Origin of the sequence: Pseudomaricurvus hydrocarbonicus (assembly GCF_011602365.1) — a bacterium.
GTDB lineage: Bacteria > Pseudomonadota > Gammaproteobacteria > Pseudomonadales > Cellvibrionaceae > Pseudomaricurvus > Pseudomaricurvus hydrocarbonicus.
Genome location: NZ_JAAONZ010000019.1, coordinates 1 through 24,428, shown reverse-complemented (window position 1 = coordinate 24,428; position 24,428 = coordinate 1). Strand labels below are relative to the sequence as shown.

Annotated in this window: 23 protein-coding genes, 1 tRNA gene and 1 pseudogene; 18 read left to right on the top strand and 7 right to left on the bottom strand. The window is 47.8% G+C overall.

The window, feature by feature from the left end; all coding sequences use genetic code 11:
- Positions 1-55 precede the first annotated feature (55 nt).
- From G8770_RS19315 to G8770_RS19305, 3 genes are read right to left on the bottom strand one after another with little or no spacing between them, the layout of a single operon-like run.
- Positions 56-853 (bottom strand): ABC transporter substrate-binding protein, encoded by a 798-nt coding sequence (locus tag G8770_RS19315; protein WP_167190913.1) that lies wholly within the window; start codon positions 851-853, stop codon positions 56-58.
- 42 nt (positions 854-895) lie between these two features.
- Positions 896-1,606: an ATP-binding cassette domain-containing protein gene (locus G8770_RS19310; protein ID WP_167190911.1), complete on the bottom strand. Its 711-nt coding sequence runs from the start codon at positions 1,604-1,606 to the stop codon at positions 896-898.
- The gene (locus G8770_RS19305; protein ID WP_167190908.1) at positions 1,599-2,294 is read right to left on the bottom strand and encodes an ABC transporter permease; all 696 of its coding nucleotides are present in this window, start codon (positions 2,292-2,294) and stop codon (positions 1,599-1,601) included. The genes G8770_RS19310 and G8770_RS19305 overlap by 8 nt, the downstream gene beginning before the upstream one ends.
- A 358-nt stretch (positions 2,295-2,652) precedes the next feature.
- On the opposite strand from G8770_RS19305, the gene G8770_RS19300 reads away from it, so the two are divergent.
- From G8770_RS19300 to G8770_RS19290, 3 genes are all read left to right on the top strand, one after another.
- Positions 2,653-2,729 (top strand) — tRNA-Arg (locus G8770_RS19300).
- Between the two features lie 184 nt (positions 2,730-2,913).
- Entirely contained in the window at positions 2,914-4,092 is a 1,179-nt protein-coding gene (locus G8770_RS19295) for a tyrosine-type recombinase/integrase (RefSeq protein WP_167190905.1), read from the top strand.
- Positions 4,093-5,082: 990 nt separating this feature from the next.
- Positions 5,083-5,949 carry a phage integrase N-terminal domain-containing protein gene (locus G8770_RS19290; RefSeq protein ID WP_167190902.1) on the top strand — a complete coding sequence of 289 codons (867 nt, stop codon included), beginning with the start codon at positions 5,083-5,085 and terminating at the stop codon, positions 5,947-5,949.
- 1,268 nt (positions 5,950-7,217) lie between these two features.
- Here G8770_RS19290 and G8770_RS19285 read toward each other — a convergent pair.
- Positions 7,218-7,385, bottom strand: a complete 168-nt coding sequence (locus G8770_RS19285; RefSeq protein ID WP_167190899.1) for a hypothetical protein — start codon at positions 7,383-7,385, stop codon at positions 7,218-7,220.
- Positions 7,375-7,941 carry a recombinase family protein gene (locus G8770_RS19280; RefSeq protein ID WP_167190896.1) on the bottom strand — a complete coding sequence of 189 codons (567 nt, stop codon included), beginning with the start codon at positions 7,939-7,941 and terminating at the stop codon, positions 7,375-7,377. The genes G8770_RS19285 and G8770_RS19280 overlap by 11 nt, the downstream gene beginning before the upstream one ends.
- 210 nt (positions 7,942-8,151) lie before the next feature.
- Between G8770_RS19280 and G8770_RS19275 the strand changes: the two genes are divergently transcribed.
- From G8770_RS19275 to G8770_RS19265, 3 genes are all read left to right on the top strand, one after another.
- On the top strand, positions 8,152-9,129 hold the full coding sequence (locus G8770_RS19275) for an AAA family ATPase (RefSeq protein WP_167190893.1): 978 nt from the start codon (positions 8,152-8,154) through the stop codon (positions 9,127-9,129).
- 20 nt (positions 9,130-9,149) lie between these two features.
- Positions 9,150-11,597, top strand: a complete 2,448-nt coding sequence (locus G8770_RS19270; protein ID WP_167190890.1) for a S8 family peptidase — start codon at positions 9,150-9,152, stop codon at positions 11,595-11,597.
- Positions 11,598-11,830: 233 nt separating this feature from the next.
- Entirely contained in the window at positions 11,831-12,085 is a 255-nt protein-coding gene (locus tag G8770_RS19265) for a hypothetical protein (protein WP_167190849.1), read from the top strand.
- A 666-nt stretch (positions 12,086-12,751) separates the two neighbouring features.
- On the opposite strand, the gene G8770_RS19260 is transcribed toward G8770_RS19265, so the two are convergent.
- Positions 12,752-12,931, bottom strand: a complete 180-nt coding sequence (locus tag G8770_RS19260; RefSeq protein WP_167190887.1) for a hypothetical protein — start codon at positions 12,929-12,931, stop codon at positions 12,752-12,754.
- 101 nt (positions 12,932-13,032) lie between these two features.
- Between G8770_RS19260 and G8770_RS24435 the strand changes: the two are divergent.
- The 10 genes and pseudogenes from G8770_RS24435 to G8770_RS19210 all read left to right on the top strand — a co-directional run.
- Positions 13,033-13,332, top strand: a pseudogene (locus G8770_RS24435) (hypothetical protein); the annotation flags it as partial.
- 638 nt (positions 13,333-13,970) lie between these two features.
- Positions 13,971-14,732: a HipA family kinase gene (locus G8770_RS19250; RefSeq protein ID WP_167190884.1), complete on the top strand. Its 762-nt coding sequence runs from the start codon at positions 13,971-13,973 to the stop codon at positions 14,730-14,732.
- A complete protein-coding gene (locus G8770_RS19245; protein ID WP_167190881.1) occupies positions 14,729-15,598 on the top strand; it encodes a hypothetical protein in 870 nt (289 codons plus the stop codon). The genes G8770_RS19250 and G8770_RS19245 overlap by 4 nt, the downstream gene beginning before the upstream one ends.
- Positions 15,599-15,683: 85 nt before the next feature.
- A complete protein-coding gene (locus G8770_RS19240; protein WP_167190878.1) occupies positions 15,684-16,058 on the top strand; it encodes a hypothetical protein in 375 nt (124 codons plus the stop codon).
- Between the two features lie 180 nt (positions 16,059-16,238).
- On the top strand, positions 16,239-16,967 hold the full coding sequence (locus G8770_RS19235; RefSeq protein ID WP_167190876.1) for a hypothetical protein: 729 nt from the start codon (positions 16,239-16,241) through the stop codon (positions 16,965-16,967).
- 85 nt (positions 16,968-17,052) lie between these two features.
- Positions 17,053-18,236 (top strand): IS3 family transposase gene (locus G8770_RS19230; RefSeq protein WP_167190873.1). Its coding sequence is split into 2 segments (ribosomal slippage): positions 17,053-17,335 and positions 17,335-18,236, totalling 1,185 coding nucleotides; the frame shifts between segments, so codons are not numbered across the junction.
- 126 nt (positions 18,237-18,362) lie between these two features.
- Positions 18,363-18,671: a hypothetical protein gene (locus G8770_RS19225; RefSeq protein WP_167190870.1), complete on the top strand. Its 309-nt coding sequence runs from the start codon at positions 18,363-18,365 to the stop codon at positions 18,669-18,671.
- A gap of 579 nt (positions 18,672-19,250) precedes the next feature.
- Positions 19,251-20,123 (top strand): hypothetical protein, encoded by an 873-nt coding sequence (locus G8770_RS19220; protein ID WP_167190867.1) that lies wholly within the window; start codon positions 19,251-19,253, stop codon positions 20,121-20,123.
- A gap of 1 nt (position 20,124) precedes the next feature.
- Positions 20,125-20,571, top strand: coding sequence for a hypothetical protein (locus tag G8770_RS19215; protein WP_167190864.1), 447 nt, complete (start codon positions 20,125-20,127; stop codon positions 20,569-20,571).
- A gap of 467 nt (positions 20,572-21,038) precedes the next feature.
- The gene (locus G8770_RS19210; RefSeq protein WP_167190861.1) at positions 21,039-21,455 is read left to right on the top strand and encodes a c-type cytochrome; all 417 of its coding nucleotides are present in this window, start codon (positions 21,039-21,041) and stop codon (positions 21,453-21,455) included.
- 155 nt (positions 21,456-21,610) lie between these two features.
- On the opposite strand, the gene G8770_RS19205 is transcribed toward G8770_RS19210, so the two are convergent.
- Positions 21,611-22,384 (bottom strand): exodeoxyribonuclease III, encoded by a 774-nt coding sequence (locus G8770_RS19205; RefSeq protein WP_167190858.1) that lies wholly within the window; start codon positions 22,382-22,384, stop codon positions 21,611-21,613.
- 521 nt (positions 22,385-22,905) lie between these two features.
- Here G8770_RS19205 and pyrE point away from each other — a divergent pair.
- Together pyrE and G8770_RS19195 are read left to right on the top strand one after the other, a co-directional pair.
- Entirely contained in the window at positions 22,906-23,547 is a 642-nt protein-coding gene (gene pyrE, locus G8770_RS19200; RefSeq protein WP_167190855.1) for an orotate phosphoribosyltransferase, read from the top strand.
- A gap of 107 nt (positions 23,548-23,654) precedes the next feature.
- On the top strand, positions 23,655-24,296 hold the full coding sequence (locus G8770_RS19195; RefSeq protein WP_167190852.1) for a PEP/pyruvate-binding domain-containing protein: 642 nt from the start codon (positions 23,655-23,657) through the stop codon (positions 24,294-24,296).
- Positions 24,297-24,428 lie beyond the last annotated feature (132 nt).

Genomic DNA, 24,428 nt, shown 5'->3' with positions numbered 1-24,428 from the left:
CAATGTATTGCCACCGACAATGTAAAGGCGAGCTCACCGGCAGTTCATTGAACGCTCAGTGGGCGTTCGGGAAAAATAACTGCTTGCCGTCAACCTGGTAGGCGCCAATGGCAGCTTGCCCGCTTGCGGACAACAACCACTGGGTAAAGGCTTGCGTCGCCTCGCGGTTCACATTGGGGCACTTATCCGCGCTCACGGGAATCACCCCATATTGGTTAAACAGGGTTGGGTCGCCCTCGAAGACAATGACGGCATCCTGTTTGTTGGCAAAGGTGATCCAGGAGGCTCTGTCGGTCAGCACATAGGCGCTGAGGCTCACCCCGGTGTTCAGCGTTGCGCCCATGCCGCTCCCGGTTTCCAGGTACCATTGACCGGATCCTGAGTCAGGGTTGATCGCCGCCTCCCGCCACAGGGCGCGTTCTTTTTTGTGGGTCCCCGAATCGTCGCCGCGCGAGGCAAATTTCGCCCCGGCTTGTGTGATGCGGCGCAGGGCATCGATGGCGTCACTGGCGTCGGCCACCCGTGCCGGGTCGGCCTGGGGGCCGACGATCACAAAGTCGTTGTACATGAGGTCCCGGCGATATTCGCCGAAGCCCGCTGCGACAAATTTTTCTTCCGCCGACTTGGCGTGCACCAGCAGTACATCGCCGTCACAGCGCATGGCATTTTTTATGGCCTGCCCCGTGCCCACCGCGACAACATGGACCTGAACACCGGTAGCCTTGGTCAGTATCGGTAATAAGTAGTCATACAGGCCACTGTTCTTGGTCGACGTGGTGGACTGAACAATGATGCTGTCTGCCAGCGAGTGGGCACTTAGAGCTAACGCAGCGATGATGATGAGGTGTTTCATGGCGGTCCTCTAAATTAAATGTGAAGTAAGTTTGAGGCGGCTCTAAATCAGAATTTCTCCGGCCAAATACGCTTTCGCTGCAGGGTTTTGGGAGGCGGTAAAAAATTGATTGGCCGGGCTTTGCTCGACCACCTGACCATTGCAGACAAAGACGATTTCATTGGCCAGGCGTCGGGCCTGCCCCTGATCGTGACTGACTAAAATTACCTTGGTCCCCTGGGCACTTTGGGCTCTGACCAGGGATTCAATCAACAACACCGAGGCGGGGTCCATGCTGGCCGTTGCTTCATCCAGTAACAATAGCGCCGGTTGGCTCAACAGCGCACGTGCCAGGGACAGTCGCTGTTGCTCTCCCCCGGACAGCATCCGCGCCGGTTGGTCAGCCCGGTCGGCCAAATTGACGGCTTCCAGGGCGTGCATCAAATGTTGGGGGTTGGTTTTCGCGATCTCGGGGGCCGCAAATGATAAATTCTGCAGTACCGTTCGGCGCAGCAGCACCGGTTGCTGAAAGACCATGGCCTGTTGCTTGCGACAGTCCGCTATGCGGCGGTGACCCAATGTAATCTGCCCTTGATCCGGTTCGATCAGTCCGTGCAAACAGCGCAGCAGCAAACTCTTGCCGGCGCCGTTTGGGCCCATAATTACCGTGATGCCGGGTTCTTCAATGACCAGATTTACACCCCCCAGCACGGCCCGCCCCCCTTTGATGAGGTGCAGATCGCTAATGCGAATCGGCAACAGGGCGCTAGGCATATTGGCGCTTCCCGGCGTACTCGCGGACGCCGATCACCAGGGCATTGACCAACAATGACAGCGCCAGCAACACGGTGCCGAGGCTCAAGGCCAGGGTCAGGTTTCCTTTAGACGTTTCCAGCGCGATGGCGGTGGTCATGACGCGGGTCAGGTGATCAATGTTGCCGCCCACGATGATGACCGCGCCCACCTCGGCAATGGCCCGGCCGAAGCCGGCGAGAATACAGGTCGTCAGTGCATAGCGGGCATCCACCAGATAGGCCGCTACCGCACGGCGTCCGGTGACCCCCATCGAGCAAAACGTGTCTCTGTATTCTTGATGTAGATTTTCAATCACCTGAATCGCCAGCGCGGTGATGATCGGAGTGATCAGCACCACTTGCGCGATGATCATGGCCGAGGGGGTGTACAGCAGGCCCAGGAAGCCAAGGGGTCCCGACCGTGACAGCAGCATATACACCATCAACCCCACCACTACCGGTGGCATGCCCATCAGGGCGTTGAGTAACAGGATGCAGAATTTGCGCCCCGGGAACTGCGTGATCGCCAGATAGGTTCCCAGCGGTAAACTGAGGGTGACGGAAATAACCAGTGCAATCAGACTGACACGAATGGACAGCCAGAGAATTTCGAATAAATCCTCGTCCAGTGTGATGATCAGTCGAAAGGCTTCAGCCAAAACGTCCATTTATATAGGTGGCGTCCTTCAGTCACGAGTCGAAGTTTGACTCTTCATTTACCTTAGATTGGCACGGATATTGGTCTGACTCAACCTGAGCGGAAACGAAATTGAGTCGAGGTCTCCATTGGGTAGCACTGTCACAGCCGCACTCTGCACAGCGATCAGGGCTCGGCAGCGGTCAAAATTTGTCCGCAACGCCTGAGCGTACGGCCGCCCTTATGGTATAAACCTTGTGTAAATCGCTGGCCAAGGGGTTGCCGCCGCCAGGATTAGCGGATCTTAAAAAACGCCATTTGTTCGCGTTTTGAGGATGGACTCTGCCCGCGTGGATGCGTATCATTGCGCCTGCTTTAAAAAGCGTTCCGCACCCTTAGCTCAGCTGGATAGAGCGTTGCCCTCCGGAGGCAAAGGTCAGAGGTTCGAATCCTCTAGGGTGCGCCATATCAAAGTCCTGATTTGTCCAAAACAGGCCGAAAGCCCGCAGCAGTGCGGGCTTTTTCGTTTATACTCTCTCTAAAGATATCCAGTGTGATACCCCAACTTCCGAACATTTTGGGGGTATTTACGGGGGTAATTTTCATACCCTCCGGTTCTTGTACCCCCAACGGGGTGAGAGAGGCAGGTTATGGCATTAAGCGACAAACAAGTCAAAGCCACGGCAGCCCGCGAAAAGCCTTACAAATTGTCTGACTCCGGTGGACTGTACGTCGATGTTCGGCCTACCGGCGCTAAGTACTGGCGTCTTAAATACCGCTTTGCCGGCAAAGAGAAATTACTGGCCTTGGGGGTGTACCCCATCGTTAGCCTCAAAGAAGCGCGTGAAAAGACGCAAGCAGCCAAGTCCGTCTTGGACGCAGGACAAGATCCTGGCGAGCTCAAGAAAAGCCAAAAGAACAATCTGCAAATGCGTTTGGCTGATACTTTTGAGTCGATTGCACTGGCCTGGTTTGAGGTGGCCAGGCAAGATTGGTCGGTAACCCACACCGAGCGCACTCAGAATCTGCTCAAAAATCACTTATTCCCTTGGCTGGGATCGAGGCCGATTGGTGACATAACGCCACCAGAGTTGCTTCAGGTGCTTTACCGGGCACAGGACAGAGGGCTGTTGGAAACCGCCAAAAGAGCGAAGCAGACGGCGAGCCAGGTTTTTCGCTATGCCATCCGCAATGGCAAATTAATGAGTGACCCGAGCCGTGATCTGGCCGGAGCTCTCCGCCCTCCCAAAACCAAACACTTTGCGGCCATAACCGATCCGGCCGGTGTGGCTGACCTGATGCGTGCTATCGACTGTTATCAAGGGACGCCTGCCGTTAAGACGGCGCTTTTGTTGTCAGCCATGCTGTTCCAGCGCCCCGGTGAAATGCGCACCATGAAGTGGAAGCAGCTGGACTGGGATAAGGCGGAATGGCGCTACACGGTGACCAAAACTAATATCGAGCATATCGTCCCGTTGCCAACCCAGGCGATCGACACCTTGCGAGCGCTTGAGCCCTTCACCGCACGCAGCTCCTATGTATTTCCATCGGCCAGGTCTGCTACCAGGCCCATGTCAGAAAACGGCGTTCGAGTCGCCTTGCGAACCATGGGATATACCAATGATCAGATGACGGCCCACGGCTTTCGCGCCATGGCGCGCACTTTGTTGGATGAGGAGTTGGGTTTTCCGCCAGAGTGGATCGAGCACCAACTGGCACACGCGGTAAAAGACCCATTAGGTCGGGCATATAACCGGACCAAGCATCTGCCACAACGAAAAGAGATGATGCAGAAGTGGGCAGACTATTTGGTGGGGTTTACATTATAAATGTTGGTGCAAGATACCTCCGTCATGTGAATAACGTTTTTAATCCGAGTGTTTTGCAAGTTATGACCGTCTCCAAGTCCCGTTGTGGCGGGAGCCTTACGAGGAAGGCCGACAAGCAAAATACACGCTAACCCCCTTCAATTTATGAAGTGGGAAGCTCTATATACATGCACGGGGCGTTGTGCTTTTTTTGTTGAGCTGGTTCCACTGTCACCAGAGTGTTTCCACGGGAACCTGATCGATTAAATCCTTCTGAATTGGAATGCAACGTAGTAATACAGTGCATTCAGTATCGACCGGAATATGACCTCTCTCGTCACTACAACAACGAAGTGGTGTAGTGACGAGGGCGGCAACCCCAATAACCACGGCGCCTGTAGAAGGGTTTTCGGAATACATTCAGGGTTCCGTGCAATTACTATAGGTGCCGTACCCAGATAACCGATTTCATACGCGGCCACAGCGGTAATGTGGATGAGGGATTCCACCCTTGCCATCGTAATTGGTAAAAATGGAAATCAGCGTGTCGGGCCCTTAAACGCGCAGCAACTTAGTCGTTTTAACAGTTGTGGGTCCATCTTCAAAAACAGGTGTTTTGTGAGGCCTTCAGGATCGGGATCATTCGATGTTGATGTGTCTGAGCAAATCACCACCTTCCTGATTGCTGTCTTCCGGACAGGTCTTTCACGTTGTTCGACGGGCTCAACATTAGCCTGTGATCATTTCCCTCAATCATGCTGTCACTTAGCGGCTTTTTCAACTCAGTGGATCAATGTTTCCACACATTAAAGGAGGTGAGTCTTTCACCATTGGTAACGGGCTTACAGCCCGATTTCTCGCGCAGTGCTGACTTCTACGAGGATCACCTGCGCCGCCTGTGGCCAGGCATGTCAGGAGGGGAGTTGTGTCCCCAGGCTTTAACCGCGAAAGCGGTCACCACTTGGCTTACGCCAGTGGTCAGCCAACAAAACTTACCGAGAGGAAAACACTATGCGAGATCTGAATTACCAACTGAAAAGACTCTGTTTTCACAATCGCGACGGTAGTTATAGCACTCAGGCTAACCGGGAAAAGATTTTAAATTTGATTGCCAATCAGCTCCAGGAGCTAGGCTATCGGCGCATGGGGCTCAGGTCTCTCAAACCGAAACATGTGGACGCTCTAGTAAAGCGTTGGGGTGCTGAGGACTTGGCCGTCGGGACGATCAAAAATCGAATGAACTGTCTGCGATGGTGGGCGGCAAAAGTCAATCGCAGTAACGTGGTGGCCAGATCCAATGAGTTTTACGGTATCCCAGATCGAAATTTGGTGAGCCAGCTATCTAAAGCCCAAGAACTGTCTCAGGAGTCACTGTCAAAAATCAAAGATCCTTATGTAAAGGCTAGTCTAGAGCTACAGCGAGCCTTCGGCTTGCGGCGCGAAGAGGCGATCAAATTCATGCCCGGTTTTGCGGACAAGGGCGATCATCTGTGCCTAAAAGCCTCGTGGACTAAGGGCGGGCGGCCGCGAGAGGTTCCTATTCGCACCCGGCATCAACGTGAGGTTCTTGATCGAGTGCATGAGCTGGCGAAAAGTGGGGCATTAATTCCCGCCACAAAAAACTACATTCAGCAATTACGGGTTTATGAACGACAAACCAGTATGGCAGGTTTGTCCAAGTTGCATGGCTTGCGACACGCCTATGCCCAAGAAAGGTACCGAGAACTGACCGGCTGGAATGCTCCGGCTAATGGTGGGCCTGCTGCTGTGCATATGGATGCAGAGCAAAAAGAGAAGGATCATCAGGCACGTTTAACGATCAGTCGGGAGTTGGGCCATAGTCGGGAGCAGATTAGTGTTATTTATCTGTCGAGATAAGTAGACGATCTGTGCATATATTCATTGAGGGAGTGCATCGAAGATGGCTTTCTCTTCCCTTACAAAGTGGCGGGTGTTGAACTCGATCTTATGATGCAAGTCATTGTCTTTAATAGCAATTGCTTGGAATTAGTGCCGATGAGAGGACTTGAAGCTAAACCTCCCAGAAGGCATTTTAGGCCGTGTTCCGTGGGTCTGCCGGCAATTCACCGATGTCACACCTTGGTGTCATTAATAGTTCATTCATTTTGCCTTGGTATAATTCCCCGTCAAGGTAAATGTTAATCAGATGTATAAAAACTAGTCACGTAGGCAAGGAGGCTGTAGTTAGACATGCCAAGGGCAAAGATGTTTACGAGGGAAGAGCTCGACGCTTCCAAAGTGTTTTACCCGAGAGAAACTAGGCGCCAGAGGCTCTCTGACCAGCGCGGACGATTTTTTGGACGGCTTCGGGTGATTGAATTTGGTGGCCGCGAAAAATCTCATAACTACTGGTTTTGCGAGTGTGAATGCGGTGGCTTGATTCGAACTGCCGCAGCTAATCTCAAAGCAGGCAAAACCAAGTCATGCGGGTGTATTAACCTTGAGCCAAGAGGTGAAGGGAGCCCCTGGGAGGGCGCTTATGAAAATCAGAAGTTTAAGCCAGCCGGAGTTTACAGACCACACAAGGCGAAGCGTATACCCCCATTTTCTACTCCGGAACAGTATTACAGGCCGAAGAGGTCCTTTGAACCCCGAAACCCGGGCTTCTTGTATTTGTTCGCAGTTTATCGACTAGCGCCAAATAGCAGGAAAAGGTTCGTAGGCTTTAAGTTTGGCATATCCAATGACTGGCCCGAAAAACGCTGTAAAGAATATGATCGTTTGGAAAAATACGAATTTCATCTAATTTATTGGTGGTGCTTTAGAAATGGAGCACTGGCTTTGCAGTTGGAATCCAGCTTCAAGTCGCAGGTGACATTTAGGCCGAAAATGCGATTCCCGGGCTGTACAGAGATAATTTTCCCTGAGCAACTCAATGAGTTCGTTAACCTAGTTTGTTCACAAACTAGCTCCATTAAGGGCGATTATGAAGTCATGCCAACTGAGGATAGAGAGCGTTTGTGGGGGCAGGTACGTCAATTAAAGACATCTTTGGCAGTTCTAGAAGCCCAAGCTTATTGTGGCTAGTAATTTTGACTGGTCGATTGGCGAGGCATTAGCATTTAAATGAGGCATTAGCATTTAAATAAAGTAGGAATAAAAAAGTCACCAATTGCTCAGGTGTATTATTTCTTCTGTGGCTGAACCCTTGGTCGCAGGGTGCCTTTTAATAGTGCGCTGTACTGTACTGTGCTCACGCTGCCCTCTGTTTTGGTGGCTATGGTTGCCCGGGAGTAGCCAGCTGCCTTGAGGGTAACAATCTCCGCCGTACGATGCGATGCTTTACTTGTCATCTGCGATCTCCTTGAGTCTTCGATAAAGTGTGGCCACGCCAATTCCAGCCTCGCTAGCCGCTTTCTGTTTGCTATATCCTGCCTCTACCAGTCGGATCGCCTTGGTTACTTTGTACTGGGCGGCCGGTTGACGGCCGGTGTAGCGCCCCTCTGATTTGGCCTTGGCAATGCCTGCGGCTTGGCGCTCTTTCCGGAGATTGGTCTCGAACTCAGCGAACACACCGAGCATTTGCAGGAAGGCTCGGCCGCTTGCGGTTCCGGTGTCGATACGCTGGTCGAGTATCTCAAGAGACGCGCCTTTGTCTTCCAGTGCTTTAACTATCGTTGTGAGGTCATGAAGGTTCCGGGCTAGACGGTCTAGTTTCCAAACGACAAGCTTGTCGCCTTCTGCGATAACGTCTAACAGAAGCAGCAGCACTTCTCGCCCTTGAGTGCTGGCTCCTGACTTCTTCTCATGCCTGATCTTGGCCTGAGGGTAAGACTTCCGAATGGCTTCCTCTTGAATAGCTGTCTCCTGATCTAGGGTGGACACGCGGCAGTAAGCGAAAATGGTCATTTCATGGAGGCTCTATCATTAGAGTCTAAGTGTAATGATAATATCCTATCACAATGTCAATAAAAACCATTGTGATAGACATTTCAGAGCTACCACAGGGTATACTCATATGATAGATCACGACTTAATTTTGATTTTTGTTATAAATAAGCGATGATGAGACAATAAGCAGTTGATATAGAACTGAGCGTTAAGGGGTTGGAATTAAAAATGGCTACTGCAGAACAAATAAAAGCGCTAGTCAAAAGCTTTGCTCAGGGAGACGAGAGTAGGTTTTACTCCATAGCACTGCAAGTTGCGGCTAAAGAAGATAAGAAAGGTCACAGTCGGTTGGCTGAGGAGCTTAGGCGCTTGGTCAATGAGAATCAAAAGACCTCAAGCATGCCAGCTAACAATCTAGCTCCAATTAGACCGTTGAAAGCAAGTTCAGAGAATAAGGAATTAACTGGCCTCCTGCATTTAACTAAGTCAGATACAAGACTGTCTTTTATGGTGTTGGATGCTGAAACGAAAGATGGGATTTCACGGATTATCCATGAGCATAGGCAGCGGCATGCCTTGGAGAAGTTTGGATTAACACCCAAAAGGAAGCTACTGCTTAGTGGCCCTCCTGGAACAGGCAAGACCTTAACAGCAAAGGTCTTGGCCACAGAGTTAAGACTCCCTTTATACACACTCCAGTTTGACGGGCTGATTAGCCGTTATTTGGGCGAGACAGCCCAAAAGCTTCGTGCAGTGTTTGACTTTATTCGAAAGAACAAGGCTGTTTATTTATTTGATGAATTTGATGCTATTGGTGGGCATCGTTCGAATGAGAATGATGTCGGCGAAATTCGCCGGGTTTTAAACTCTTTCTTACAGTTCTTCGAAGATGAAATGTCAGAAAGCTTGATCATCTGTGCCACCAATTACTCTGAGGCTTTAGATTCTGCGTTATTTAGGCGTTTTGACGACATCATTAAATATCATGTACCAAGTGCTTCTGAGCAGAAGGAGTTTGTAACAAACCGTATGTATATGATGAAAATGTGTGATTTGTCCTGGGATAGACTTTATAGTGCCGCAGAAGGCATGAGTTATGCGACACTTGGGCAGGTCTGTGATGATGCGGCCAAATATGCTGTTTTATATCAAGATGGCGTAGTTACAACGGATGACTTTTTAAAAGCACTCATTAGAAGGCAATAATAGTAGAGGTACAGAGTTAAATGCAGGGCAGGAAGCACCTTTTAGTTAACAAGGATCTTGTTCAAACAAGAGAATATGCAGGCAGTGGTCGAGGAAATTTCATTCAAAGGCTATTAAGCGATCAGCAAAGACGGGATCATGCCTTATCTCTTCAGTCTACATTCAACGGGTTTGAATTTCCGCCAGTTCCGGTGATAGCGGAAGAGAGTATAGAGCCTGACCCCGGCATTTATGTTGTCGCCTCTTCTGTTCCAGACTTCCCGATTGATTTAGAAAAGCTAGACAATTCAACGTATACCCTTTGTAACGTGTCTATGGATGGGGACATCCAAAAGGCTTTGTTTTTCATACCTTCTTCGAAGCGAGCTAAGTTTGTTGATACGCTTCAGGCCTATGTTACCCAAGATCGCCATCATAAGCATCGGCGCTTGTTTGATAACATTGCTACGCTACGTTTGGCCGATCTTCAGAGCTTTTGGACTTCGCATGCGAATGCGTATCCCGAAGAAGGCGAGCTTGTGTGGTGGGAAGTTTGGTTAACTCGTAAATCTATGGGTCGAGATGAGGTTGCGCGGTTCCGGGCTTATTGCATTGATCGGGAGCTTCAATGTGGTTCTGGCCAACTGGAGTTTGCACTTTCTACTGTAATGCTAGTGAAGGCGACTCGAGAAGAATTGGCTGGCTGTATTGAATTGATCTCCTCCCTGACTGAGCTTAGAAAAGTTGTTGATACTGCTCACTTCCTTCTAAGTCAGTCCCCTATTGATCAGATGGCCTGGAGCCATGATATTGCCTCACGGTTGGAGGTGACGAAATCTGACGTTTCCGTACTTATCTTGGACTCAGGGGTTAATTATAACCACCCTTTGCTTGAGGGGATTCTAAGCCCAGATCATGCTTTCTGTTGGGATGAGTCGCAATCCGTTTTTGATTCGTCAAATGGGCACGGCACATACCAAGCCGGTTTGGCCGCTTTTGGTGATATTTCTGAGTTGGCTCTTCATGATGAGCCAATATTGGTAAATTATTCTCTAGGTTCTTGCCGTATTTTTAATCTTGCTGAAGGGGATGATAAAGATACGTTCGGCGGGCTGACATACTTTGGAGTCAATAAGTTTGAAGAGCTTTCACCTGGACCAACAGTAGTATCTCTTGCTGTAACGGCAGACACTGAAGGATTAAGCGGCCAGCCATCATCATGGTCAGCTGAGCTTGATCAGTTATCTTTTAGTGGAGAATCTGGGCGACTGTTTGTTGTTAGCGCAGGAAATATTAGAGGGAATGATGTATCTTCTGACTATAAAAGGTCTACGGAAGAGTTTGTAATTGAGGATCCAGCTCAGTCGTGGAACGCGCTTACTGTAGGGGCTTATACAGGTAAAGTTGATGTTGCTGAGCATTACTATAAAGATTGGAGCCCCTTATCTGACCGAGGCGATATATCGCCAACTTCCAGAACCTCATTAAATTGGGATTGGTTGAAGCAAGCACCTTATAAGCCTGACTTGGTGGCAGAAGGGGGAAATCTACTTCTCTCTCCAGATGAGCAAAACCTTACTAATGCTGACTGTGTTTCTCTCATAACGCTTGATGATATTTCAACACCTGGATTGTTTATTGATCACCGTGAGACAAGTGCGGCTACCGCTTTGGTGTCTCGAGCGGCCGCGCAAGTCTGGGCTGAATACAGTAGCTTTACTTCGGAAACTGTCCGAGCTCTATTAGTCCACTCCGCAGAGTGGACTCCGGCGATGTTGGAATACAAAGATCAAGCGATTTCTGCAGGGGTTCCCCCCAAGCAAGCCAAAGAGATTATGTTAAGGCGTTTTGGACATGGAGGGCTGAATGCTGAAAGAGCTATTTCTAGTGCTGATTCCTATGTGACGATGGTTCATCAGGGGGCACTTGCGCCTTATGAGCGAGGAAAATCGGGCCTGAAGCTGAACGAAATAGATTTTATATCCCTACCGTGGCCTGAGGATGAGCTCGTAAGACTTGCTGCAGCAAAAATAAGGCTAAGGATTACTTTATCGTATTATATTGAGCCTAATCCCGGAAGAAGGGCTTACAGTAGTCGTTTTAGCTATCAGTCACATGGACTACGTTTTGCCTTAATCAACCCCTATGAAGAGCTTGATGCCTTTGCTCGACGTATTAACCCTGCTGAGGATGATTATGTGGGGGGAGGTGAAGACTCTGAAGGGTGGGAGCTTGGCTCTTCTTTGAGGAAGAGAGGGGCTCTACATCAGGATACATGGGAAGGTTCTGCCATTGATTTACTGGGGCGGAATTACATCGCCGTGTATCCGGTAGCAGGGTGGTGGAAGTACAAGACTTCAGCAGGCTCACATGAGGATATCCCCGTGAGGTATTCAATGATTGTGTCTTTAGATGCTGGCGAGCAGGATTGTGATTTATATTCATCGATTCAGCAGCAGCTTGAATTATCTCTAGAGGTACAGGTTTAGCTGTAGTAATTCAGACTTGATCTAATAGTTACCGATTTTTCAGAAGGTGTCTGTCAGGTCAAATTCAGTTCACGAACTTTTCCTTCTAGATCTGTATTCCATCACGCAGGGTATCCATTGGCGTTCTGCCGCAGCATCTCTTGCCTTGATGGGTTCGTAAGAACGGAGTAGAACCTGAACACCTGATAGCGTTCAATAAAGGCTCTATGTACTTGCTGGGCGTGGGACTGAGTTTGGGATTATTGACCCTATTGATGGCGCAGGAAGTCCGGGGGCAGGCCATATCCACCGAGACCAATCGAAAAGCGACCCGTCTGGCGCTCTTGTTTTTGGGTGTCATCTTTCTTTTCCCAGTGGCCGCAGGCTATGCGGTGCAGTACAAGGTGTCCCGAATGGGGTATGTATACTGCCAAGACCAGTCACACCAATGGTTACACGCACAAACCAAGGTTTTTGCGGTCAACGCGACAAGTTGCGACTCACAATAAAGAATGTATAAGCCTTCCGGCCTGGATTTATGGGTTGATTTCGGCAGATATTGATTTCAGTCATTAGACCTTTTCAGAATAAGAAATTGAATGTGGGGGTATATTAGGGGGTATTCAGGTTTCTCGAATAGAATTAAATTCATTTAAATCAGGGGGTTATGGAGTTTATTCTAATCATCTAGGGGCGCCATCTATAAAAGACCCCGCAATGCGGGGTTTTTTATAGATGGTTCAGTTTAGGGCTTGATGAGAACCTCCCAGGTTCGATCAACGCGACAGCGTTGAGACCGCGCACAGCGCGCCCGCAGGGGGCTAACAGCCCCAAGGCTGTTAGCCGTCCATCCTCTCTCTCCACCGCTCCAATCTTATAACTGCCTGTGCTCTGCGGGGTTTTTATAGATGGTTCAGTTTAGGGCTTGATGAGAACCTCTTGTTTAGGTCATGCCGGTTTCGATCAACGCGACAGCGTTGAGACCGCGCCCAGCGCGCCCGCAGGGGGCTAACGGCCCCAAGGCTGTTAGCCGTCCATCCTCTCTCTCCACCGCTCCAATCTTATATCTGCCTGGGCTACACGGTGACCAAAACCAATATCGAGCACGTTGTCCCATTGCCAACTCAGGCGATCGACACGTTGCGAGCGCTTGAGCCCTACACCGCACGCAGCTCCTATGTATTTCCATCGGCCAGGTCTGCTGTCAGGCCCATGTCAGAAAACGGCGTTCGAGTCGCCTTGCGAACCATGGTACGGGCTATTCCAATGATCAGATGACCGACCACGGCTTTCGAGCCATGGCGTGTACTCTGCTGGATGAAGAATTGGGTTTTCCACCAGAGTGGGTCGAGCATCACATGGCACACGCGTTAAAGGACCTATTGGATTGGGCGTATAACCGGACCAAGCATCTGCCGCAACAGAAGGAAAAGCCTCTTGGAGCAAAGGCGGGAGGTCGCGTGAGGCCCCAATCCGAACCCTGCAACAGCGTGCACTTATTGATCGCGTTTATGAGCTGGCGAAAAGCGGAGCATTAATTCCCGCCACAAAAAACTACATTCAGCAATTACGGGTTTATGAACGACAAACCAGTATGGCGGGGTTGTCCAAGTTGCATGGCTTGCGACACGCCTATGCCCAAGAAAGGTACCGAGAACTGACCGGCTGGAACGCCCCGGCGAATGGTGGGCCTGCTGCTGTGCATATATCCATCGAAGATGACTTTTTTGCATCTCATAAAGTGGCGGGGATTTGATCTTTTATACAGGTAATTGTCTTTAATAGCTGTTACCGGGAATACATAAGTGAGATGTTTCAGAGACGGTCGTGGAATTTTGATTGGGCCATAGGGTACTGAGTAAGGTTCTTGGCGACTCAATCTCAGTGTTGATTGATCGTTTTGGATACGCTGCTGCAACTCATACTAAAAGCTACTCGGTTTAATATGTATTAAAACGACCAGTTCTTTGACGAATGGCAACAGTTGACCCTTTACGGACTGTCAGGGAAAAGCCTAGAAACCAACTACGTAGGTGTATTTCCTACAGATATGCTCGAAAATAGCTGAAACGCAGGGAAATCGGCAGATGAGCAGTGAAACGTACCAGCCCGGTTCTATATGGCTCAAAACTCTAAGTCCTTGAAATTATGTCGCTTTTTCCAAGCACTTGAAATAATCAAAGACCTGTTAGGGTCTGATTAGGCACAATGGCGTCATTTTCACAGTGATGAATTTGACAAAAAGATGCGCTAACCTATTGAAATTGATATGATTTTATCAAAATCAATGGAGAAAAGTTAGCATAAATTTATGTTGTATAATCACAATTTCGCCGAATTAGTTGTTAACTTTCCCCAAGTATATGCGTATTTATCAAGTGTAAAGGATTATGAATGGAACAAGTAAAAATAGGACTGATGCTTCCAGGAGCTAAATCCTTTGAAGATCACAATGTAAATCCTACATGGAAGGCTCATGTTAAAACACATGAATCTGTTGTTGTCGCATATGTAAAGCAAGTCGATTTTCAAAAACTTTATGCAGAATGTGTTTGCGCTACTATAGGTCGTTCACTTGGCTTATCAATTCCAAAGCCTATCATTGTTAAAGTCACTCATGATGCCTTTAAAGAAATCCCTGAAGGGGAATATGCTTTAGCATTTGGATCTGAGGATGCAGGCTATCCAAGTTTTCGAAGATACTCCAAAAGTGAAGAGGCACTAGAAAAACTAAAGAGCTATTCAAAAACATTAGATGTTGGCGTATTTGATGAGTGGATCGCGAATTGGGATAGAAATGTAGGAAACATACTTTATGATGGCGGTGAAAAATTTTCTTTCATCGATCATGAAAATGCTTTGGACTTATCTTTAGAGGAATCAGATTCAGCTAAGGACAACCAAATCATAAGGGTTATATATACATTAAAAAGTGAATTTGAGAAACACAAACTTAATCGAGATATTGATATAGGAATAACTCCCCAATACAAAGATTTCCCTTTCGCTCTGATTTCAGAAAAAACATATGCCAGCTCTTATTTGCCTCAAGAGCAGATCGTGAAGGTTATTGAATTTCTTGAAAAAAGATCTAAACACATAAAAATGCTTATGAGCAGGAGGTTGGGAGTGCAACAACAGGAGATGGCATTATGAATACATTAGAAGAGCTGTTTCCAAGTAAACCCACATTTTCTGGGACATGGCAAACTCTCTATTTAGAGCCCATTGTTGGGTCTGGAGAGAGAATATCTGTTGCTGTTGTTGCTATAGGAAAGAATAATCAATACAGAATATTACAAGCAATTAGGTCTGAATTGCTTGAGTGCTTATATGGCGCACAATCCCGGAACATGCAAAGTTTGATTGATTGGCTCATTGAGTCAGCATCAAAAGAAATTAAAGCTAATAGAAGTTTGTCTGAGTGGACAGCCCCTTTTGATGGGATAAAAGTCGGTAAACTTTATCCAGCTGCTGGTGATGATATCGAAGGAATATTGAAGCAAGCTATACGCTTTACTGCTAGTTTAAGCACTCTTGCCCTTGATGCGGACAGAGATGACCATGATTTCCAGCCTAAAAGGTATAGTGAGCAATGGGCTACAAGTATTTTTGATGAAATAAAAACAATTAACCCTCATTTGTCTAACTGTTTCAAGAAGAGGTTAAAAATTAGTGAGAGCAATGTCTTAACTACTTTTGGGTTTCTTAAAGATACATATGTTTCAAATTTTGGTTTGCTCGTCCCAACAAGGCTATCAACATCTTTGAGCAATGTTAAAGCTAAGCTCTTTGATTTGGAAGCATTAAAGAAATCACCCAGTCTGGTTAAACCACTAAAGTATGAAATTATTATTGGTACACCATCCCTGTCTGACCCAACATTAACAGACAAGTCAGCAAAAAATTTAAGGGAAACTATTGATATGGTAACTGAAGTTGCTGCATCAGAAAGTATTGATTTATTCAGAGCTGAAAATGCTAGAGAAGCAGCAATGCACATTATTGAAATCGCAGCTTAAAAAGCTAAAAAGAGCATTGATATGGCGCTTATGTAAAACCTGTTTTAAGTGTGAAGCTTGTCACATAACTGTAAGGAATTGGAAGTTGGAATTTGATTTAGCATCTTTAGCTACTGGAGTTGGCTTTACAGCAATGGCAGGCTGGCTCGCTTCTTTTCTAGCATTACGCAAAGATGAAAAAAGTGTACAAATCACCCAAATTACGGAAGAGCGAACTAAGTGGCGTGCTGAAATACGGGAGCTAACACAAAGCATTGTCGCTATTTTTTCTGCTGAAAATGAACCTAGTAATGAGCAAAGAGAGAAATTTCAAGCAGCTTTAGCAACTTCCCTTAATCCAAAGTGTACTTGGGATAATCAGTTGCTTGATGAGTACAGAAACCTAATACACCGAGGCGATACTACACGATTTATCCTGGCGGTCTCTTTATTGCTTAAGCATGACTGGGAGCGTGTTTAATGGGAATGTATGCCAATATATGAAAAGCCATTCAAATTCATTTTAAAAAAGAATAGAGAATGGAGGAAAAAGGATTTCCGGGGTCTACCAAAGGCTAACAAGAAAAATTAGGCCAACGCATAAATGATCCGCTGTGCTGGGCGTTAGCATCCCCGAGTTACTCAAGAGTTTATCTAAACAATGGATACGAGAAAGCTCAAGCCTTTATATGAATTCATGATTGCCAATCGAGAATTCAATAGAAGTCTACAAAATAGAAACTATAAGTCTATTATCAATCCTCACGTAAAGACTGAAGACAAAGTAATATCTTTGCTTTATCAAATTGCGAATACACAAAGCCAACCTAAGATCGATAAACTAGTCAATTTCTACAAGTCTTTATATGAGGACATTAGTTGTTTAAATAGCTTTTCAGAGTTTATCCAAAAGCTATCGGGCCAGAGTGGAAATTCTTTCTCCGAACTTTTTATAGCTTTGAAGAAGCAGGATGGCTGGGGAGACAAGACATCTGCACTTTTTGTAAAGTCTATTTTTCACCTGCATAATGGCGAGTATGACTCAAGTCTTAAATTTTGGAATGACGTACCGACAAAACTTGAGGGCGGCGATAGCTTTAAGCTGCCTGTTGATGCTGTAATAATGCATATATTCCGTGAAATTGGCTTAGATAATCCAACTTTCTCAAAAATTAACTCCTTATTAAGTAAGCATTATGAAAGTGCAGAAATTGAAGTTTGGGACGACTTATGGTTTTGGGGTTTTATCACACAAAGAGGCTCCGGCATTAATAGAGACTTGATATGGAATGAGAATAAATACTGGGCAATTGAAAATTCTAGCAAATGTATTATAGAAATCGCTCAAATAAAAGAAAAAGCCTCAGAATTTATTAACATTATTTCTTAAAATAAAAATATAACAAGTCCAAGAATTCGAACACTAATCTTCCCCCGATTTAACGGACACCAAAGTCAAACTGACGAGGTGTCTAATGCCAAAGTACACAAAGCCAAGAAAGACCTGGCAGTACTCGAATGAGTTTAAAGTTAAAGCGGTTCAGTTAAGTCTAATTGAAGGAATTCAGGTACAGGAAGTTGCCAATACGCTCGACATACATCCCTTCATGCTGTCACGATGGCGAAAAGAATATCGTGAAGGTAAGATCGTGGCAGACAATCGAAAAAAGCTGACCGAAGCAACGAGTAAGCAAGAAAAAGAGATTTCCAGAGTTAAAAAGCTTGAAGCTGAAAATGAAAAGCTAAAGCAGGAGCTTGATCTGTTAAAAAAGTGGCAACGGTTTCTTGCGGAGGAGCATCAGCACGATATCGATTCATCAAGAGATTCGGGCAAGAACTAGGCATTAAACGAACCTGTGACTGGCTTGGTGTGTCACGTAGTGGTTATTATGATTGGCTAAAGCGTGAGCCTTCGGTACGTGATCGGATCGATGAGAAGCTTAAGACCCAGATTAAAAAGGTTTTCGATGATAGTGAAGGACGCTACGGTAGCCCGAGGATCTGGAAAGTGCTATGCAAACAGGGCTATCAGGTCAGCAGAAAGCGTGTGGCACGCCTGATGAGTGAGCTTGGACTAATCGCGAGAGTGACAAGGGTAACCTACAGGGGGCCGGGTATGAGGCGTTTCCTGGCTGCAGGTGAGAAACTTAGGCCAGATGGATCGGCACCCGCAAAGAGAGATACTGTATGGGTGGCCGATGTGACGTATCTCAAGGTCAAAAATCAATGGAATTACCTTTCCGTCATTATGGACCTGTACTCACGAAGAATAATTGGGTGGAGATTGGATACGAAGCGAACGACAGACATCACTCGTCGAACTTTATCCAATGCCGTTCGTAAGCGGGCTCCTGAAGCCGGCTTGATACTGCACACAGATCGTGGAGTAGAATATCGAGGAGCTGAGTATCAGAAAGAGCTTAAACGGCATGGTATTGAGCACAGTCTTAGTCGGCCAGGTAAATGCACAGACAATGCACACATGGAGTCATTTTTTCACTCGTTGAAGGCTGAGTTGATACGCAATACGACATTTCAATCTACAGATGATCTGAAGTATGCTTTGGCTCGTTATATCAACCATTTTTACAACAGAAAGCGGGTGCATTCAGGAATAGGTAACTCTTCACCAGTGGAATATGAGCGAATGACAGCATGAAAAGTAATGTGTCCGTTTTATCGGGGCAAGATCAACACAACAAAGCTGCGCTAGTATTTGAGGTGTTAAACATACAAAGAGGGTTGCATGTAATTCCCCTCGTTACTGGTTTACTCCGACAACTCAATGTCGATTATAAATTCGCAAAGCCAACTTGAACCAGATATCGAATACTCAACATTAAATAGTGAGCCGGATGACTTCTTAATATCAAAGGCGCTTGATATTGGTCGTCCGTTTTGTAGTGATCCTACAGATAGAGTTATAAAATTGATCGATGATTCTTCAAGGTTCAGTACTATTTGCAACGTTGAACTGAATAATGAGTTATTGGATAGGCTTAAAAAGGCAATAACAAAGAGTCAACATGGCTCTGATGAAGATCGTCTTGCGAGAGAAATTTTGAGTATTCTGGAAAGTAGGATAGATGTATAACAAGCGGATGTTGCCGGACTGGTTTTACGCAGTGCTCCAAATCAGCTGATCTTAAACCACTTTCGTGGACATTTTATTCTAACAGCTGGACTTCCCACGGTCCGCTTCTGGCACAAATCGGACCTTAGTATTTGATCTTAGTGTGTAACTAGAACTTAAAGTTTTGGTGGCCAGTGTGTTGGATTCAGGTTTACTCCGTTTAATTCATTTTAAACGGAGTAAGGCTTAAAGGGTCTACTCTGTTTCTACGAATAGTTTTGAAATTTCGACCGTAGCTGGATGGCCAAAAATAGCTATGGATTCGATTGGGATAAATGAACACTGCATATATCGTCTAGTAGTTGCCGGCCATAGGTATCGTCTATAAGTTGTAGTGTAAAGATAGTTGTTAGTATTGCCTTTCAATAGATTCAGCTCTGTTCAATATTGAGCTGTGGTCCTCACTAACTGGTTCCGGCTAAATGGTATGCGCTGCCACATCTGGGGTATCCGCTTTACATAACCAGATCAAACCGATAACTTACGTCGTGCCCACACGGTCAGGCTTAATGCCTCGAATCAGCTCACGGAGGAGTTGATATGCTATCGAATCAGGAAAAGAAACACCTCAAGCAAAACATCTCGTCAAACCAGCATGAAGTCTATGTTGTCTCAATAGAAGAAATGGATGCCATCGTCAGGTCTTCTTCCAAGGCAAGCCTGCCACACGTAAAAAACGCCTGGGAGAGTATTAAAGGGAAGACGGAAACAGGTGCAAGTTATTACGCCTCAGCGGATGACTTAAGAACGCTGACCAAACTGGTTGGCGACCTTGGCGGAGTAGCCTCCAAAGCCTATGTAAAATCCTATGGCGGGAAACCACATATTGTCCTTAAAGGCCATCCTGGCCTCAGGAATATACTCACAGGAACCAAATACGGCATACGCAATCCCAAGGTCATCGCCATGGGATTAGGGAAAGCCGGAGCCATACAGGCGGCTAAATCGGGTGGAATCCTAACGCTTGTGCTGCTAACAGGCTATCGAGTGGCTGACTATGTGCTGACTGATGAGGCCACCTTGAGCCAATTCATAGGGTCTCTGGCAACAGACGTGGTAAAAATCGGCATCACAACTGGCGCATCTATTGCCGCGGCCGCCCTGATGGGCGGATTTAGTATTGCGGTGGGGCCTATTTTCGCCGTCGTGGCTGTCGGTGTTGGCGTTTCCTGGCTTCTTGGTTCTATTGATCAGCATCTTGGTATCACCGATAGAGTGATTGATGGGCTGGACGAAATGGGACGGAAGGGCGAGGCTCTTGTGGCATCGAGCAAGCAAGAGGCGGAAAACCTGGCTCGCAACGCTGCTGCATCGGTTATTGATTACGCCCTGGAGTCGGCCAAACAGATGATCGTGCAACTCAGCGCAGACTATGCTCGCAAGTATTTCCCCAGAACGCCACGGATATTTTAGTATGACGTCTAACAGCCGCCTAAAAGACAGGGCCTTAAAATACACCGCTGTTTTGGTTTTTGCCCTGGCATCCATTTCGGCCTTGCTGGCTTTTGGTTATTTTATGATCCAGGTCGTTTCGGAATTCCTGGGTTCAGAGCACCTGATAGCGTTCAATAAAGGCTCTATGTATTTGCTGGGTGTGGGGCTGAGTTTGGGATTATTGACCCTATTGATGGTGCAGGAAATTCGGGGTCAGGCCATATCCACCGAGACCAATCGAAAAGCGACCCGTCTGGCGCTCTTGTTTTTGGGGGTCATCTTTCTTTTCCCTATGGCCGCCGACCATGTGGTGCAGTACAGGGTGTCCCGAATGGGGTATGTATACTGCCAAGATCAGTCTCACCAATGGTTACACGCACAAACCAAGGTTTTTGCGGTCAACGCGACCAGCTGCGACACACAATAAAGGATGCATAAGACTCCCGGCCTGGATTTATGGGGGCGAATTAGGTAGATATTGAGTTCAATCGTTAGATTTATTCAGCATGCGAAATTAAATATCCAATAAAATCATATGGTTACGGAGAGTGGTCCAATCGTCTAGGACCATTCACAAAAGACCTCAGGCTGTTAGTCGTCCTTCCTCTTGTGCCTGTATTCTCCAGCCTTATCGGCGCTGCCAGCCGCAACGCGGTGCGCTTGGCGGGTCGTCCATTTTTCACTGGTCTTGGCTTTTTTAGCTTCGTGATTCACTCAGGCGGTACATGAGGATTCATAATCAAATCGAATTGATCATTATCTGATCAATGATGCGCTCTATTATTCCCATGGTCGGCATAAGGTTTTTCTCTTGGGCAGGTTTTTGTCTATAATGCACCGTTACTGGCCAACCGGGCCTATGCCGAAAATGGAGAGGACTTAACTGTGAGTCATATGAGAAAGACAATGAGCCTGCTGGCGGCGGCTGGCCTGAGTGTGATGGTTTCAGTGGGCGTCTACGCTGCTGATCTGAGTGAAGAAATGAACGAGCGGCTGAAGCCTGTGGGTGAAGTGTGCATGTCCGGTGATGCGTGTGCCGCAGCGCCAGTGGCGGCGGCTCCGTCTGGTCCGCGTTCGGGTTCAGAACTGTATGAAACCAAGTGTGTGACCTGTCATGGCACGGGAGCCGCGGGCGCGCCTAAATTTGGCGATGCTGCCGCATGGGCACCTCGTATTGCCAAGGGGATGGAAACACTCTATACCCACGCCTGGGATGGCTTCAATGCGATGCCGGCGAAAGGCCTGTGCATGGATTGTTCGCAAGATGAGATTAACGATGCTGTTGACCACATGGTTGAAGGGTCAAAGTAGAGCTCTTGTTGCTGCCAGCCTAAGTGGCAGCGAACATAAAAAAAGCCGCGGATAGCGGCTTTTTTTATGGCTGATGCTTTTTAATCGGTGGCGGTTAGTCAGCGGGGACTTATTGATCCATTGCCGCCTAACCCTTCAGCATCGACCGTCATGTATCAATAGACTTCGAGATCGTAATCGACAATGACCGGCAGGTGGCTGGAGAAGTGTTTGGTCTTGTAGGTCGTGGCATATTCTACCCGATTGGCCAGGCTGTCTGAGATCACCTGATAGTCTGTGCGCCAGCCATCACCTTTGCCAATGGTGCCACTGGGCCACCAGCTGTACTCATCTTTGTCGGTATTGCCCTTGCGGAAGGCGTCAGTGTAGCCCACCTGAGTGAACAGCTGCTTCATCCACTGTTGCTCATGGGGTAAAAACCCGGAAGTGCTGTCGTGGTTTTGCCAGTTTTGAACGTCTTCGCGTTTATGGGCCATGGCCCAGTTGCCACAGAAAATAAACTCGCGACGCTTGCGGGTGATCTTGTGCAGATGAGCCTGCAGGTCATCAAAAAACTGAATTTTGACTTCCTGGGATTCGTTCTCTGACATGGCGGAAGGTGCCAGCAAAGAACCGACACTGATTTGCTCGTAATCCACTTGCAGGTAGCGGCCTTCCATATCGACGCCACTGCTAAAACCCAACCCATAGATTAAGGCTTTGGGCTGCTGGCGAGTGTAGATCGCCACACCGTTGTAGTGCTTGATGCCAGAGTCGAAAAAATAGGCAAAATAGCCATCCAGATGGAACGGGTCTCCGTCCAGTTCGTACTCCTGAGCACGTAGGTCTTGTAAGCAAATGATGTCGGCATCCTGCTCGGCCAGCCAATCGTAAAGACCTCGCTGTGCCGCTTGATGAATACCTTCAACACAAAGACTGATAATGCGCATGTTCGCCCCTTGAATACAGGCTGCGTATGATACCCGAGCTTTCGTTATTTTTGTTAATTCTATTTCCCTATTGCGCTAATTAAGTGAAGGAAACGTTAAAGGCCCAATTAAAACTAGATCATTTCCCGGAGATTGCCACAGTGATGCCCCATGATCTGGCCGTCACCCGGGCTGATCAGGGGGTAATGCCTGGCACCCTTTTGCACACAGCCCCGGTGCCGATCACTCGGTGAGAACGGCTGGAGGCATGGCGCCGCGCTCTTTTTTGCCTCGCTGGGCACAACATGGGATCACCGCCGGACGAATTAACAGGGTGTTAACTGGTCCTTGCAAGAACTTTGCCTGATGTGTGACAGGGTGCGGTTTGGCTGTGTATCATAGGGCCACTATTTTTGAAGATTTCCGAGAGGTCGACGGCCATCAATCATCCGCAGGCGACCAACCGTCCACAGCGTTAGCGGACGCCTGAGAGTGGCTCTTTGTCGAGATCTCCACTTTTGACATGCACGAGAATTTAGAGAATGAAGCAGTACCAGCGGGATTTTATTCAGTTAGCCATCGATCACGAAGCTCTGTGTTTTGGTGAATTTACCCTTAAATCCGGGCGCATCAGCCCCTATTTCTTTAACGCGGGTAAATTCCAGACCGGGGCTGCTCTGGCGGCACTGGGGCGGTTTTACGCAGACGCGCTGCAAGCATCGGGTGTCGACTATGACGTCGTCTTTGGTCCGGCCTATAAAGGCATTCCTCTGGCGGCAACCACGGCGGTAGCGCTGTCGGATCAACACGGCAAAGACATGCCTTTTTGCTTCAACCGCAAAGAAGCCAAGGATCATGGCGAGGGCGGCACTCTGGTGGGCGCACCATTGCAAGGCAAGATCCTGATTGTGGATGATGTCATTACCGCGGGTACCGCGGTGCGTGAAGTGATGTCCATTATTAAAGCCGAAGGTGCAGAACCGGCTGCAGTGTTGATCGGTTTGAATCGACAGGAAAAGGGGCAGGGTGAGTTGTCAGCCATTCAGGAGGTAGAGCAGGATTACGGCATTCCGGTGGTGAGTATCGTGTGTCTTGCCGATATTGTGACCTTTTTACAGGAACAGGACGGTCAACAAGGTATGGTAGAGAAAATCCGCGACTACCGGGCCAGGTATGGAGTCTAAGCGAACCTCCGGTGCAGTTGACGCCTGCCTTTGGTTACTTAAGTTGCGGTTCAGGTAAAGTGCATCAAAATAGGTGGCAGATGTTAGTCGGAAATTTGGGTGGATCGATGAAAAACGCAACACTGATTCAGCGCACAATGGTATGTTCTCGGCAGTGGCTGGGCGCTATTGTGTTAAGCGCGTGTACCGGGCAAGTTTTTGCCGCAACAGATTATTCTGGCAAAGTCTTTTATCGCTATCTGAATGAAAGCGGCATTCCGGTGATTAACCACCAGATTCCACCGGAATACGCACAAAAGGGCTATGAAGTCGTGACTCCGAGGGGCGAGGTGGTGAAGGTTGTGCCGCCCGCGCTGAGCGAAAAAGACGCAAGTCAGATGAAGTTGCAACAGATGCGTGCCGCTGAACTGGCGAAATGGGATGAAGAATTGCGCCGCCGCTACAGCAGTGTGGATGACATCGAAGCCGCCAAGCAGCGTAAACTGGTTCAGGTTGATGGCCGCATCGCCATTTTGCAGAGCAATATCCGCAACCTCAAAGGGCAAATCTCGGATCAGCATGCGCTGGCAGCAAGAAGTGAACGGATGGGTAAGGCGGTACCGGATTCCGTGCTGAAAACACTGAAGGGGTTGGAAGAAGAGCTGAAATTCACGGAAGAACAGGTGGGGCAGCGTGAAGCCCAGTACCAGAGTATCGCGGACAAATACGAAAGCGATAAAGACCGCTTTCGAATAATACGCCCTGAATAGGCCTCCGAGAGCGAGAATGTCCCACTAACTGTGTAAACCCCGTGATTCATATTACCCTAGAGGAGTTAATGAATCATGGTATCGACAATGAAAAACAAAGAACTACAGGACATGGCCGACAAGGTGGCTGGC